Origin of the sequence: Streptomyces sp. NBC_01390 (assembly GCF_045040105.1) — a bacterium.
GTDB lineage: Bacteria > Actinomycetota > Actinomycetes > Streptomycetales > Streptomycetaceae > Streptomyces.
This window is the reverse complement of record NZ_CP109551.1, coordinates 8,017,410-8,031,479: the sequence shown is the minus strand read 5'-3', so window position 1 is coordinate 8,031,479 and position 14,070 is coordinate 8,017,410. Positions and strand designations below refer to the sequence as shown.

The 14,070-nt window shown below is 71.5% G+C and carries 13 protein-coding genes and 1 pseudogene; 8 read left to right on the top strand and 6 right to left on the bottom strand.

What is annotated here, in order from left to right; all coding sequences use genetic code 11:
• Positions 1 to 128: 128 nt before the first annotated feature.
• Complete coding sequence (locus OG241_RS36225; RefSeq protein WP_405826622.1) at positions 129 to 686, top strand: TetR/AcrR family transcriptional regulator; 558 nt, start codon at positions 129 to 131, stop codon at positions 684 to 686.
• Positions 687 to 692: 6 nt separating this feature from the next.
• Here OG241_RS36225 and OG241_RS36220 read toward each other — a convergent pair whose 3' ends face one another.
• Positions 693 to 1,697 carry a DeoR/GlpR family DNA-binding transcription regulator gene (locus OG241_RS36220; RefSeq protein WP_405821469.1) on the bottom strand — a complete coding sequence of 335 codons (1,005 nt, stop codon included), beginning with the start codon at positions 1,695 to 1,697 and terminating at the stop codon, positions 693 to 695.
• A gap of 180 nt (positions 1,698 to 1,877) precedes the next feature.
• Positions 1,878 to 3,479 (bottom strand): NAD(P)H-quinone dehydrogenase, encoded by a 1,602-nt coding sequence (locus tag OG241_RS36215; RefSeq protein WP_405821467.1) that lies wholly within the window; start codon positions 3,477 to 3,479, stop codon positions 1,878 to 1,880.
• On the opposite strand from OG241_RS36215, the gene OG241_RS36210 reads away from it, so the two are divergent.
• From OG241_RS36210 to OG241_RS36200, 3 genes are all read left to right on the top strand, one after another.
• Positions 3,478 to 3,915, top strand: coding sequence for a gamma-glutamylcyclotransferase (locus OG241_RS36210; RefSeq protein WP_006375921.1), 438 nt, complete (start codon positions 3,478 to 3,480; stop codon positions 3,913 to 3,915). The genes OG241_RS36215 and OG241_RS36210 overlap by 2 nt on opposite strands.
• Positions 3,916 to 4,037: 122 nt before the next feature.
• Complete coding sequence (locus tag OG241_RS36205) at positions 4,038 to 4,862, top strand: purine-nucleoside phosphorylase (protein WP_006375920.1); 825 nt, start codon at positions 4,038 to 4,040, stop codon at positions 4,860 to 4,862.
• Positions 4,863 to 5,094: 232 nt separating this feature from the next.
• Positions 5,095 to 6,798, top strand: a complete 1,704-nt coding sequence (locus tag OG241_RS36200; protein ID WP_405821465.1) for a phospho-sugar mutase — start codon at positions 5,095 to 5,097, stop codon at positions 6,796 to 6,798.
• Between the two features lie 78 nt (positions 6,799 to 6,876).
• Here the strand turns inward: OG241_RS36200 and OG241_RS36195 are convergent, their stop codons facing one another.
• The 3 genes and pseudogenes from OG241_RS36195 to OG241_RS36185 form a co-directional block, all read right to left on the bottom strand.
• Entirely contained in the window at positions 6,877 to 8,559 is a 1,683-nt protein-coding gene (locus OG241_RS36195; RefSeq protein WP_405821463.1) for a hypothetical protein, read from the bottom strand.
• Between the two features lie 5 nt (positions 8,560 to 8,564).
• Positions 8,565 to 9,212, bottom strand: a complete 648-nt coding sequence (locus OG241_RS36190) for a PH domain-containing protein (protein ID WP_405821462.1) — start codon at positions 9,210 to 9,212, stop codon at positions 8,565 to 8,567.
• 60 nt (positions 9,213 to 9,272) lie between these two features.
• Positions 9,273 to 9,429: pseudogene (locus OG241_RS36185) on the bottom strand (condensation protein); the annotation flags it as partial.
• Positions 9,430 to 9,464: 35 nt separating this feature from the next.
• On the opposite strand from OG241_RS36185, the gene deoC reads away from it, so the two are divergent.
• The 3 genes from deoC to OG241_RS36170 are packed head-to-tail and all read left to right on the top strand — an operon-like array spanning position 9,465 to position 12,788.
• Positions 9,465 to 10,424, top strand: a complete 960-nt coding sequence (deoC, locus tag OG241_RS36180) for a deoxyribose-phosphate aldolase (RefSeq protein ID WP_405821460.1) — start codon at positions 9,465 to 9,467, stop codon at positions 10,422 to 10,424.
• Between the two features lie 5 nt (positions 10,425 to 10,429).
• Positions 10,430 to 11,890, top strand: a complete 1,461-nt coding sequence (locus OG241_RS36175; protein ID WP_405821458.1) for an aldehyde dehydrogenase family protein — start codon at positions 10,430 to 10,432, stop codon at positions 11,888 to 11,890.
• Positions 11,883 to 12,788: an aldehyde dehydrogenase family protein gene (locus tag OG241_RS36170; RefSeq protein WP_405821456.1), complete on the top strand. Its 906-nt coding sequence runs from the start codon at positions 11,883 to 11,885 to the stop codon at positions 12,786 to 12,788. The genes OG241_RS36175 and OG241_RS36170 overlap by 8 nt, the downstream gene beginning before the upstream one ends.
• A 103-nt stretch (positions 12,789 to 12,891) precedes the next feature.
• Here OG241_RS36170 and OG241_RS36165 read toward each other — a convergent pair whose 3' ends face one another.
• Complete coding sequence (locus OG241_RS36165; RefSeq protein WP_405821454.1) at positions 12,892 to 13,302, bottom strand: hypothetical protein; 411 nt, start codon at positions 13,300 to 13,302, stop codon at positions 12,892 to 12,894.
• Positions 13,303 to 13,362: 60 nt separating this feature from the next.
• Between OG241_RS36165 and OG241_RS36160 the strand changes: the two genes are divergently transcribed.
• Positions 13,363 to 14,067: a uridine kinase gene (locus OG241_RS36160; protein WP_405821452.1), complete on the top strand. Its 705-nt coding sequence runs from the start codon at positions 13,363 to 13,365 to the stop codon at positions 14,065 to 14,067.
• Positions 14,068 to 14,070 lie beyond the last annotated feature (3 nt).

Sequence of the window (14,070 nt, the reverse complement as noted above, 5' to 3'; positions counted from 1 at the left end):
CCCGGTACGGGAGTCGGACGAGAGAGCAGGTGAGCGGGATGGCGGGCACAGCCTCACAGGAGGCAGCCTCACGGGAGGCGACCTCGCAGGAGACGGCGGAGGACGGGGGCGCCGTGGCGCCGCGCGCCATGCGTTCGGACGCCCGCCGCAACTACGAACGGCTGCTCGCCGAGGCGCGCTCCGCCTTCGCCGAGCACGGGACGGACACCTCTCTGGAGGACGTGGCCCGGCGCGCCGGCGTGGGCATCGGCACGCTGTACCGTCACTTCCCCAACCGGCACGCCCTGATGAGCGCGGTCTTCCAGGACTCGGTGAGCGACCTGCTGGCCCGCTCCCGCGAACTGCTGACCGACCCGGAGCCGTGCGCCGCGCTGGTCACCTGGCTGCGCGAGATCGTCACGCACGCCGGTGAGTACCGCGGCCTGGCACGGGCGCTCATGACGGTGTCGTACGACGCCGACTCGGACCTGGCCAGGTGCAGCAGCCCGATGCGGTCGGCGGGCGCGGCCCTGCTCACCCGCGCCCAGCAGGCCGGCACCCTGCGCACCGACGTCGCCATCGGCGACCTGCTCCAGCTCACCAACGCCATCGCACTGGCGGCCGAGGCGACCCCGGACGACCCGGACCTGGCCGACCGCCTCCTGACCCTGACACTGCGGGGCCTGAAGGCAGCACCGCCTCAGTAACCGGGGTCAGCGGCGGCGGAGGTCCGCCACCCGGGTCCGTTCCCGCTCGCGCTCACCGGGTCCGCCGGACTGCTCGCCCAGCATCGTGCCGCGCAGCGGATGACCCGCCGCGCCGCCGGGCAACTGCCCCCGGCGCGGGTTGGGAAGCGGCACGTCCCGGCGCTGTTGGCGGGCCTGGACCTGCTCACCGCCCTGCGGCCCGGTCCCCTGGGAGCCGTTTCCCGAGCCCGACGATCCGGCCACGGCGATCTGCACGCCCTGGTCGGCCAGGGCCTGGAGTTCCGTACCCGCACGGTCGTCGTGGACGGGCGGTTCGTCGGTGACGAGGCGGGTGATCAGATCCGTGGGCACGGTCTGGAACATGGTGTCCGAGCCGAGCTTGGTGTGATCGGCGAGCACGACGACCTCGGCGGCGGCCTGCACCAGCGCGCGGTCGACGGACGCCGACAGCATGTTGGAGGTGGACAGCCCCCGTTCGGCGGTGAGCCCGCTTCCGGAGAGGAAGGCCTTGGACACCCGCAGCCCGTGCAGGGACTGCTCGGCACCGCTGCCGACCAGGGCGTAGTTGGAACCGCGCAGAGTGCCGCCGGTCATCACGACCTCCACTCTGTTCGCGTGGGCCAACGCCTGGGCCACCAACAGGGAGTTGGTGACGACGGTCAGCCCGGGGACCCGCGCGAGCCGGCGTGCCAGCTCCTGCGTGGTGGTCCCCGCCCCGACCACGATGGCCTCGCCCTCTTCGACGAAGCTCGCGGCGAGGTCGGCGATGGCCGTCTTCTCGGCGGTCGCGAGATGAGATTTCTGCGGAAAGCCGGACTCCCGCGTGAACCCGCCCGGCAATACCGCACCGCCATGCCGGCGGTCGAGGAGTCCTTCTGCCTCCAGTGCGCGCACGTCCCGCCGTACGGTCACTTCGGAGGTCTGGACGACGCGGGCGAGCTCACGGAGCGACACGGCTCCATTGGCACGCACCATTTCGAGGATCAATTGACGACGTTCTGCAGCGAACACGAAACTGACAGTAACCCCAACGACCGTCTGCTTTCAGCAGTATGCGCCGAATAACAGAAGTTGTTCGCAAGCGGGTACGGGAAGTGGTATACGTGCCTATCTTCCCTGCTTATGCCGCAGGAAAGGGCAGCAAATCCCCGTGACCAGCGGGAAGTTGCCGCCCTTGTCGTCTCCCGGCCGTCAGGCCTCGCCCGACGCCTTGCGCGTGTGAAGCTGCCGAGCGACCTCGGCGATCGATCCCGAAAGAGACGGATAGACCGTGAACGCGTTCGCGATCTGCTCGACCGTCAGATTGTTGTCGACGGCGATCGAGATCGGGTGGATGAGTTCGGAGGCGCGCGGCGACACGACGCATCCGCCCACGACAATCCCGGTGCCCGGCCGGCACATGAGCTTGACGAAGCCGTCGCGGATGCCCTGCATCTTCGCGCGCGGATTGCGCAGCAACGGCAGTTTGACGACGACGGCGTCGATCTTGCCGCCGTCGACATCGGCCTGGGTGTAGCCGACGGTGGCGATCTCGGGGTCGGTGAACACGTTCGACGAGACGGTCTTCAGGTTCAGCGGGGCCACCGCGTCGCCGAGGAAGTGGTACATGGCGATACGGCCCTGCATGGCGGCGACCGACGCGAGGGCGAAGACGCCGGTCACGTCCCCGGCGGCGTACACACCGGGGGCGGTCGTCCGCGACACCTTGTCGGTCCAGATGTGCCCGGAGTCGCGCAGCTTGACCCCGGCCTCCTCCAGGCCCATTCCGGCGCTGTTGGGAATCGCGCCGACGGCCATGAGGCAGTGCGAGCCGCTGATGACCCGCCCGTCGGAGAGGGTGACCTCGACCCGGTCGCCGACGCGCTTGGCGGACTCGGCGCGGGAGCGGGCCATGACGTTCATACCGCGGCGCCGGAAGACCTCTTCGAGGACGGCGGCGGCGTCCGGGTCCTCGCCGGGCAGCACGCGGTCGCGCGACGACACGAGGGTGACCTTGGATCCGAGGGCCTGGTAGGCGCCCGCGAACTCGGCACCGGTGACACCGGAGCCGACCACGATGAGCTCCTCGGGCAGCTCGGTGAGGTCGTAGACCTGGGTCCAGTTGAGGATGCGCTCACCGTCGGGCTGCGCGTCGGGCAGCTCACGCGGGTGGCCACCGGTGGCGATCAGCACGGCGTCGGCGACGAGGGTCTCCTCGCTGCCGTCCACAGCCCGTACGACGACCTTGCGGGAGCCGTCCATGCCCTGCATGCCGTCGAGCCGCCCACGCCCGCGCAGGACGCGTGCGCCGGCCCGGGTGACGGAGGCGGTGATGTCGTGCGACTGGGCGAGGGCGAGGCGCTTCACCCGTCGGTTGACCTTGCCGAGGTCGACGCCGACGACGCGGGCGGCCTGCTTGTCGGGTGGGGTGTCATCCGCGACGATGATCCCCAACTCCTCGTACGAGGAGTCGAAGGTCGTCATCACCTCGGCCGTCGCGATCAGGGTCTTCGACGGTACGCAGTCGGTGAGCACCGACGCCCCGCCCAGACCGTCGCAGTCGACGACGGTCACCTCCGCGCCGAGCTGCGCTGCCACCAGCGCCGCTTCGTAGCCGCCGGGTCCGCCACCAATGATCACGATCCGAGTCACATACCCCATTGTCCCGTACGCGCCGGGGTGCCGACGCCCGGGGGCCGCCGCACGGGTCCGGGGCGGGCTCAGCGCTGGCCAGAGCCGGACGTCTGTGCGGGTACGAAAGGGGCGTGTGCTGCCGGAGTGACGGCCGTGTCCGCTGCCGTACTCTCGAGCCATGTCGCTCTACGCCGCCTACGCCGGCAATCTCGACGCGCGGCTCATGACGCGCCGCGCCCCGCACTCGCCGCTGCGCGCCACCGGCTGGCTGACCGGGTGGCGGCTGACGTTCGCCGGCGAGCACATGGGCTGGGAGGGCGCTCTCGCGACCATCGTCGAGGCACCGCGTTCCCAGGTCTTCGTCGCCCTGTACGAGATCGCCCCGCTCGACGAGGACTCGCTGGACCGTTGGGAGGGTGTCGGCCTCGACATCTACCGCCGGATGCGGCTGCGCGTCGACACGCTGGAGGGCGAGGAACCCGCATGGGCGTACGTCCTCAACGGATACGAGGGCGGCCTGCCGTCGGCACGGTACCTGGGCGAGATCGCCGATGCGGCGGAGTCGGCGGGGGCGCCGCACGACTACGTGATGGAACTGAGAAAACGCCCCTGCTGACCAGCGGGGGGCCCGCTTGCCACCAGCTGCCCACCCTTTGGTTGGAAACGACAAGACAACGATCGCCATCCCGTAACCTCCGTCATCTACGCGCGTAGGCTCGAAGCGGATACCCTCATGCCGTGAACGCATCTCTTCTTCCGGACGACATCCAGGGCGACCCCTACTCCGCCGCCGACACCGCCGCCGCGCGCCTGCGGGAGCTCACGGGCGCCGAGACCCACGACGTCGCCCTCGTGATGGGCTCGGGCTGGGCACCGGCCGTGGACGCCCTGGGCACCCCCGAGGCCGAGCTCCAGGTCACCGAGCTGCCCGGATTCCCGCCGCCGGCCGTCGAGGGCCACGGCGGCAAGATCCGCTCGTACCGGATCGGCGACAAGCGCGCCCTGGTCTTCCTGGGCCGCACGCACTACTACGAGGGCCGTGGCGTGGCGTCCGTGGCGCACGGTGTCCGTACCGCCGTGGCCGCCGGCTGCAAGACCATCGTCCTGACCAACGGCTGCGGCGGCCTGCGCGCCGACATGCGCCCCGGCCAGCCGGTCCTGATCAGCGACCACATCAACCTCACGGCGACGTCCCCGATCGTCGGCGCGAACTTCGTCGACCTGACGGACCTGTACTCGCCGCGGCTGCGTGCCCTGTGCAAGGAGATCGACCCCAGCCTTGAGGAGGGCGTGTACGCCCAGTTCACGGGCCCGCACTACGAGACGCCGGCGGAGATCCGGATGGCGCGGACCATCGGCGCGGACCTGGTCGGGATGTCGACGGTGCTGGAGGCGATCGCGGCGCGGGAGGCCGGCGCCGAGATCCTGGGCATCTCGCTGGTGACGAACCTCGCGGCGGGGATGACGGGCGAGCCCCTGAACCACGAGGAGGTCCTCCAGGCGGGCCGCGACAGCGCGACCCGAATGGGCGCCCTACTGACCCAGGTCCTCGACCGCCTGTAGCCCAGGCCCAGGGGGCATCCCACTCGCCCGAAGTCCAAGGGCAACGCCGATGCACCCCAGGCCGGCTTTCCCACCCACCCACCCGTTCACCGCATGCATCCAGCCCAGGCCCCGCACCATTTCAGCCCGTCCGGCGTTTGAGGACGAGGCCCCTTCAGGGCCGAAGGGGGGGTCTGGGGGCGCAGCCCCCAGGTACAGGATGGGACGGGTAGGGGCGGCGGGGGCGACAACAATGGCCCCGCACCCGCCCACACACCGCCGCACCACCACAACGAGAGGCACCGACGTGCACGACGACGAACTCATCGCACGCGCCAAGGCGTGGCTGGCCGAGGACCCCGACGCCGAAACCCGTGAGGAACTCGCCAAGCTCATCGACGCCCACGACCTCCCCGAACTCACCACCCGCTTCACCGGCACCCTCCAGTTCGGCACCGCAGGCCTCCGTGGCGAACTCGGCGCCGGCCCCATGCGCATGAACCGCTCGGTCGTCATCCGAGCCGCCGCCGGCCTCGCCGCGTATCTCAAGGCCAAGGGCCAGACGGACGGCCTCGTCGTCATCGGCTACGACGCCCGTCACAAGTCGGCGGACTTCGCCCGGGACACCGCCGCCGTGATGACCGGCGCGGGGCTGCGCGCAGCGGTCCTCCCCCGCCCCCTCCCCACCCCCGTACTGGCCTTCGCCATAAGGCATCTCGGCGCCGTCGCGGGCGTGGAGGTCACCGCCAGCCACAACCCGCCCCGCGACAACGGCTACAAGGTGTACCTGGGCGACGGCTCCCAGATCGTCCCGCCCGCCGACGCGGAGATCGCCGCGGAGATCGCCGCCGTACGCGCGCTGGACGACGTACCGCGCCCCGAATCCGGCTGGGAGACCCTCGACGATGCGGTCCTGAACGCCTACCTGGCCCGTACGGACGCCGTCCTCACCCCCGGCTCCCCCCGTACGGCCCGTACGGTCTACACCGCGATGCACGGTGTCGGCCGGGAGACCCTCCTCGCGGCCTTCGCCCGGGCCGGTTTCCCCGCCCCCGAGCTGGTCGCCGAACAGGCCGACCCCGACCCGGACTTCCCGACCGTCGCCTTCCCCAACCCGGAAGAGCCCGGCGCGATGGACCTCGCCTTCGCGAAGGCCCGCGAGACGAACCCGGACCTGATCATCGCGAACGACCCGGACGCGGACCGCTGCGCGGTGGCCGTACCGGTGTCGGACGGCACGCCCGGCGCCGACTGGCGCATGCTGCGCGGCGACGAGGTCGGCGCGCTCCTGGCCGCCCAGCTGGTCCGGCACGGGGCGCGGGGCACGTTCGCCGAGTCGATCGTCTCCTCGTCCCTCCTGGGCCGGATCGCCGAGAAGGCGGGACTGCCCTACGAGGAGACCCTCACCGGCTTCAAGTGGATCGCCCGCGTCGAAGGCCTGCGCTACGGCTACGAGGAGGCCCTCGGCTACTGCGTGGACCCCGAGGGCGTGCGCGACAAGGACGGCATCACGGCCGCGCTGGTCATGACGGAACTCGCCTCCGAGCTGAAGGCCGAGGGCCGTACGCTCCTCGACCTGCTCGACGACATCGCGGTCGACCACGGCCTGCACGCCACGGACCAGCTCTCGGTCCGCGTCGAGGACCTCTCGGTCATCGCGAACGCCATGAGCCGGCTGCGTGAGCGGCCCCCGACCCACCTCGCGGGCCTGCCGATCACGAAGGCCGAGGACCTCACCCGGGGCACCGAGACCCTCCCGCCCACGGACGGCCTGCGCTACACGCTCGACGGCGCCCGCGTCATCGTCCGCCCCAGCGGTACGGAGCCCAAACTGAAGTGCTACCTGGAGGTCGTCCTCCCGGTGCCCACGCACGCGGATCTCCCGGCGGCCCGGGCGAAGGCGACGGACCTGCTGGAGACGATCAAGCGGGACCTCTCCGCAGCGGCAGGAATCTGAGCCGCACCCGCACCAGCCCGCTCGAACCCGAGTGATGGGGCACCCCCATCACTCGGGTTCCCCGCGGTCAGCGCACGCTCAGCCCGTGGGCATCAACGCCGCCACCCACACACCGGCCCACACCGCCACCAGCACCGCGGCCAGCGGCCAGAGCGGCCGGCCCCGTTCGGCGGCGCCGCTCTCGCCGGTCGGCCGCAGGTCGGCGTCGAGGCGCATGGCGGTCAGTTCGGCGGCCAGGGCGTCGTACGGGTGGGTCAGTCCCCGGCGCCGTTGGAGCCGGCCCCAGCGGGGCGCGGAGACCGCCCAGTCGCCGTCCTGCCAGTCGATCTTCAGCTCCAGGGACCGGCGCCGTACGAACCGCAGCTCGTCCCAGGGGACGTGGCGGGGGCCGCGCAGCCCGGTGACCCAGACGCCGGAGCGGTCGGCGGTGACGCGCCAGGCGAGCTTCATGGGGACGCGGACCGCCCCGTACAGGCCGAGCAGGGAGATGAGCGCCAGATTCCATGTCGAGAGGCCGGGCTCGTCGAACAGGCCCCAGCCCAGCCATACGCCCCACTGCACGAGGAACACGGTGGCCAGCCAGTCCAGCCACCCCGCCCGCCATCGCCGCACCTGACCGACGGCTGCCTGCTGCTCGGCCAACTCCCGTCCCTGCAGCTCCAGTTGGAGGCTGTCCGCGGCGTGTTCGCGGTGCCGGGCGACGCGCCTGCGACCCGCGTCCGGCGACAGCGGCCGGACCGGCCCCGCCGACCACTCCGTCAGCGGCGGCTGCTCGGGATCCTCGTCGGCGCTGACGACGAGGATCTCGGCGCCGTCGAAGGGAGCGCCGTAGAGAACGGCTTCCCGGACGGGCCCGAGGGTGTCGTCGTCAAGCCCCAGCAGCACCCGCCGAAGCTCGTCGTCGGCGTCCTCACCGAACTCCCCCTCCACCTCCCCCACGTCCTCGTCATCGTCGTCGTCCTCGTCGAAGGAGGTGAGTTCGACGGTGAACAGGGGCCGCTCGGCGGCGGGATCGTCGGCGGCGTACACCTCCGTGCTGCCCTGTGCGTCGTCCCGTACGAGGACGCGCAGCACCGGCACCGGAGTCCCGCGCAGCGCGCTCGCCCGTTGCCGTCCGAGCCATCCCGAGGTCAGCGCGGTCGCCCCGAGGCCGGCCAGGAAGACGGTGAAGACCCAGGCGCCCTCCTGGTCCTCGGCCGAGCCCCAGAGGCCGGCGGTGCTTCCGGTCAGCACGCCGAGCGCGAGTACGACGGACCCCAGGCCGAACAGCAGCCGCCCACGCCGTACAGGAGCCTCGGCGCCCGGCACGGGCACGGCGACGCCCGCGGCAGCGGCCACGGCCCGTTCCAGCTGCTCACCGCGCGCCCGCAGCCGTACGGCCACGACGGCCCACGAGCCCAGTACGACGACCACGCCGAAGCCGGTCAGCGCCCACGGCATCGAGGAGGCCTCGGCGGCGAGGGCGAGCAGTAAAAGGGGCGCGCCGACCCACACGAGCTCGGGCCGGGCGAGCACCCACAGCACGTACACCGCGAACCCGGCGGCGACGAACGGCCACAGACCGCCGGCCATCGCCACCAGGGCGCCCACGCACAGCACCAGGGTGGCGAGGCCGGCCGCGACCGACCGGCGTACCCGCAGGAGGGTCCAGCGCGGCGGCAGCGCGGCCGACCAGTCGGCCGCGCGGGAGGTCGTCCAGTCCTGGCAGCCGTCGGGTATGGAGGTGGCGGGCAGCCGCAGCGACTCGTCGGGGAGGGTCACGCGGCTCAGCCGACCGCGATCAGAATCGCCAGCAGAACCGCACCGGCGGCAGCGGGCGCCATGATCTCGTACGCCCATTTCACGGTGACCTCACCCTGTGAGGTCAGCGCCTTCTCCCGGGCCTCCCAGAGCTGGCCCAGGTCGTCCATGGTCTGGTCGTTCTGGGCGCGGGTGGGCCCGGGCGGCACCAGGGACGGCCGTCCGCGACCGCCGCCCGCCTCGCGGGCCTCGCGCATCTTGGCCCGGTTGGCCCGCTTACGGGCGCGCAGCGAGACGGGGATGGCCCACAGCTGGTACTTGGTGCCGGACTCGAGGACGACCTCGTTGGAGAAGCCCGACCGGAAACCGGCGACCTCCCCCCAGGGCACCACGACGACCCGGAACGGGTTGCGCACGCGCAGCCGGTGGTCGTTGGCGAGCACGGCGGGCCGCAGGGTGAAGGCGATCACCAGCGGCACGGCGAACAGGAGCGTGGCGAGCGCCAGCCACGGCGTCCGCCCATGGCCGGCGAACAGCGCGTCACCGCCGAGCCAGCCCGCGAGCCCGAGCAGCAGCACTCCGGCCAGGAGGGAGGACGGTGACCGGTAGACCCGGTCGGCAGACACGGGTGGCGTAGGGCCCTGCGCGGGCGACGGGTGGTCCGGGGTCGTCATGCCCCCGATTCTGCCCGACACCCCGAACAACCCTCACCGCCGGTCGCACCCAGGCCCTTCCAGCCCGTCCGGCGTTTGAGGACGAGGCCGTTCAGGCCGAAGGGGGGTCTGGGGCGCAGCCCCAGCGGGGTCGAAGGGGCGGAGCCCCTGGGGACGGGACGGGTAGGGGCGGCGGGGGCGAATCAAACCGGCCCCCACTCATTTCCCGGGCTGTACAGCCGCTACGCGCGTAGATATGCTCGGCTTGTGACCATGCCCACCACTGCATCAACCGCACTCCCGCTCAAGGACGTGACCACGTCCGACAGCACGCTGCGCCGCTACCTCCACGGGCTGCCCGGCGTCGACGCGGTCGGCCTGGAGGCGCGCGCCGCCTCCCTCGGCACGCGTTCCATCAAGACCACCGCGAAGGCGTACGCCATCGACCTCGCCATCTCGATGGTCGACCTGACGACGCTGGAAGGCGCGGACACCGCCGGCAAGGTCCGGTCGCTCGGCGCCAAGGCGGTCCGCCCCGACCCGACCGACCGCACGGCGCCCGCCACGGCCGCGGTCTGTGTCTACCCCGACATGGTGGCCGTCGCGAAGGAGGCCGTCGCGGGGTCCACCGTGAAGGTCGCCTCCGTCGCCACCAGCTTCCCCGCCGGCCGCGCCGCCCTCGGCGTGAAACTGGCCGACGTGCGTGACGCCGTCGCCGCCGGTGCGGACGAGATCGACATGGTCATCGACCGCGGCGCGTTCCTCGCGGGCAACTACCTGAAGGTGTACGAGGAGATCGTCGCCGTGAAGGAGGCCTGCGGGGCGTCGGCCCGACTCAAGGTCATCTTCGAGACGGGCGAGCTGTCGACGTACGACAACATCCGGCGCGCCTCCTGGCTCGGCATGATCGCCGGGGCGGACTTCATCAAGACGTCGACGGGCAAGGTCGCCGTGAACGCGACGCCCGCGAACACCCTCCTGATGCTGGAGGCCGTACGGGACTTCCGCGCCCAGACCGGCATCCAGGTGGGCGTGAAGCCGGCCGGCGGCATCCGCACCACCAAGGACGCGCTGAAGTTCCTGGTCCTGGTCAACGAGACGGCGGGCGAGGACTGGCTCGACAACCACTGGTTCCGCTTCGGCGCCTCCTCGCTCCTGAACGACCTGCTGATGCAGCGTCAGAAGCTGGCCACCGGCCGCTACTCCGGCCCCGACTACGTGACGGTGGACTGATCCCCATGGCATCCGCACCCGTATCCGCACTCACCTCCGCGTTCGAGTACGCGCCGGCGCCCGAGTCCCGCTCGGTCGTCGACATCGCCCCTTCCTACGGCCTGTTCATCGACGGCGAGTTCGTCGAAGCCGCCGACGGCAGGGTCTTCAAGACGGTCTCCCCCTCCACCGAGGAGGTCCTCTCCGAGGTCGCCCAGGCGGGCGAGGCGGACGTCGAGCGTGCCGTGAAGGCCGCCCGCAAGGCCTTCGAGAAGTGGTCGGCGCTCCCGGGCTCCGAGCGCGCCAAGTACCTCTTCCGTATCGCCCGGATCATCCAGGAGCGCTCCCGCGAGCTGGCCGTCCTGGAGACCCTGGACAACGGCAAGCCGATCAAGGAGACGCGCGACACGGACCTCCCCCTGGTCGCGGCCCACTTCTTCTACTACGCGGGCTGGGCCGACAAGCTCGACCACGCGGGCTACGGCGCGAACCCGCGCCCGCTGGGCGTCGCGGGCCAGGTCATCCCCTGGAACTTCCCGCTCCTGATGCTGGCCTGGAAGATCGCCCCGGCCCTCGCGACCGGCAACACGGTCGTCCTGAAGCCAGCCGAGACGACTCCCCTCTCCGCCCTCTTCTTCGCGGACATCTGCCGCCAGGCGGGCCTGCCCAAGGGCGTCGTCAACATCCTTCCCGGCTACGGCGACACGGGCGCCGCGCTCGTCGCGCACCCGGACGTCAACAAGGTCGCGTTCACCGGGTCGACGGCCGTCGGCAAGGAGATCGCGCGGACCATCGCGGGCACCCGCAAGAAGGTCACCCTGGAACTGGGCGGCAAGGGCGCCAACATCGTCTTCGACGACGCGCCGATCGACCAGGCCGTCGAGGGCATCGTCACCGGCATCTTCTTCAACCAGGGCCAGGTCTGCTGCGCGGGCTCCCGGCTCCTCGTACAGGAGTCGATCCAGGACGAGTTGCTCGACTCGCTCAAGCGCCGCCTGTCCACGCTGCGCCTCGGCGACCCGCTGGACAAGAACACGGACATCGGCGCGATCAACTCCGCCGAGCAGCTCTCCCGGATCACCTCGCTCGTCGCGGCGGGCGAGGCGGAGGGCGCCGAGCGCTGGTCCCCGGCCTGCGAACTCCCGTCCTCCGGCTACTGGTTCGCCCCGACGCTCTTCACGAACGTCACCCAGGCGCACACCATCGCCCGCGACGAGATCTTCGGCCCGGTGCTGTCGGTCCTCAGCTTCCGCACCCCGGACGAGGCCGTCGCCAAGGCCAACAACACCCAGTACGGCCTGTCGGCGGGCATCTGGACGGAGAAGGGTTCGCGGATCCTCGCCGTGGCCGGCAAGCTGCGCGCCGGTGTCATCTGGTCCAACACGTTCAACAAGTTCGACCCCACGTCGCCGTTCGGCGGCTACAAGGAGTCGGGCTTCGGCCGCGAGGGCGGTCGCCACGGCCTGGAGGCGTACCTCGATGTCTGAGCGCACCTATGAGCGTCTGAGTGTCTTCAAGACCTACAAGCTGTACGTGGGCGGGAAGTTCCCGCGTTCCGAGAGCGGCCGGGTGTACGAGGTGAGCGACGCGAAGGGCAACTGGCTGGCGAACGCGCCCCTTTCCTCCCGCAAGGACGCCCGTGACGCGGTCGTCGCCGCGCGCAAGGCGTTCGGCGGCTGGGCCGGGGCCACGGCGTACAACCGGGGTCAGATCCTCTACCGCGTCGCCGAGATGCTGGAGGGCCGCCGGGAGCAGTTCGTCCGGGAGGTCGCGGAGGCGGAGGGTCTGTCGAAGCCGAAGGCCACCGCCCAGGTGGACGCGGCGATCGACCGCTGGGTCTGGTACGCGGGCTGGACCGACAAGATCGCCCAGGTGGTGGGCGGCGGAAACCCGGTGGCCGGCCCCTACTTCAACCTCTCCTCCCCCGAGCCGACCGGCGTGGTCGTGGTCCTCGCCCCGCAGGAGTCGTCGTTCCTGGGCCTGGTGTCGGTGCTCGCCCCGGTGATCGCCACCGGCAACACGGCGATCGTGATCGCCAGCGAGAAGTCACCGCTCCCGGCACTCTCCCTCGGCGAGGTCCTGGCCACCTCGGACGTGCCCGGCGGAGTCGTCAACATCCTCTCGGGCCGTACGGCGGAGATCACCCCGTCCCTGGCCGCGCACCAGGACGTCAACGCGATCGACCTGGCGGGCGCGGACGAGATCCTGGCCAAGGAGCTGGAGATCGCGGCGGCAGACAACCTCAAGCGCGTCCTGCGTCCACAGACTGTGGACAACGCCCAGTGGTTCGCCACCCCGGGCACCGAACGCATGACCGCCTTCCTGGAAACGAAGACGGTCTGGCACCCGACAGGTTCGCTGGGCGCGGGAGGTTCCTCCTACTAGGCCGGCCGCAGGCCGCCTGGTAGGGGCGCGGGGAACTGCGCGACCAGCCACGACGCACTCGCACACGGCATCGGTCAGCAGCTCCCCGCCCCTGCCCCGCATCTCAACCGCCCAAGACCCCCAACGCCTCCCCCACCACCGGAATGCGCCCGATCGACTGCGCCTGCGCGACAGGCCCGGTCAGCATCTGCGAAGCAACCGGCTGGAAGTCGGCGAGCTGGGTGCCCACGCCGTTGTCGAGCGGGTCGACACCCGTACCGGCGAGCGGGTTGGGCTTGAGGCCGGCGACCGGGCCCGTGACATAGCCGACCGTGCCGGTGAGCGCCGCCAGGCCGTTCTGCGCGTCGAGCTGACCCAGCGAGGTGGCGGGGTTCATACGGATGACGTCCACCGCGGGGCCACCCTCGGCGGCGGAGGCCGTCGCGGCACCGGCCCCCAGGGCCGCGCCGGTGGCCGCGAGGGCGATCAGGGCGCGCTGGGCGGTCTGGTTCTGGATGGACGTGTGTCGTGCCATGACTGGTGGCCGCCTTCTGGTGCACTGGGTAATCAGGTCGACACGAAGGGTAGTTGAGGTGTGACGCACCTTTCAAAGCCGACCCGCGGGGTCGGCAGGGGGGTGCCCGATGCCTCACACTGGTGTCTCGTGACCTCCCACCCGCCCATACCCACGCGAGTCGTGCTGCTCTGCGGCCCTTCCGGCTCCGGCAAGTCCCTCCTCGCGGCCCGTTCCGGCCTCCCGGTCCTGCGGCTCGACGACTTCTACAAGGAGGGCGTCGACCCGACGCTGCCGCTGGTCCTGGGAAGCACCGACATCGACTGGGACCACCCGGAGTCGTGGGACGCGGACACGGCGGTCACCGCGATCACCGAGCTGTGCCGCACGGGCCGTACGAACGTCCCCGTGTACGACATCTCGCGCAGCGCCCGCACGGGTGAGGAGCGCGTCGAGATCGGCCGGACCCCGTTGTTCATCGCGGAGGGCATCTTCGCCGCCGAGATCGTCGCGCGCTGCCGGGAGGAGGGCGTCCTCGCGGACGCGCTCTGCCTGAGCCGGGGGCCGGCTCGGACGTTCCGCCGGCGTTTCCTGCGGGATCTGCGCGAGGGCCGCAAGTCGGTGCCGTTCCTGCTGCGCCGCGGCTGGCGGCTGATGCGCGCCGAGCGTTCCATCGTGGCCCGCCAGTCGGCCCTGGGCGCCCACGCGTGCGACCGGGACGAGGCGATGGGCAGACTGGCCGACGCGGCGGCTGGGCGCCGTGTGCAGCCGAGCACGGCAGCCTGACCC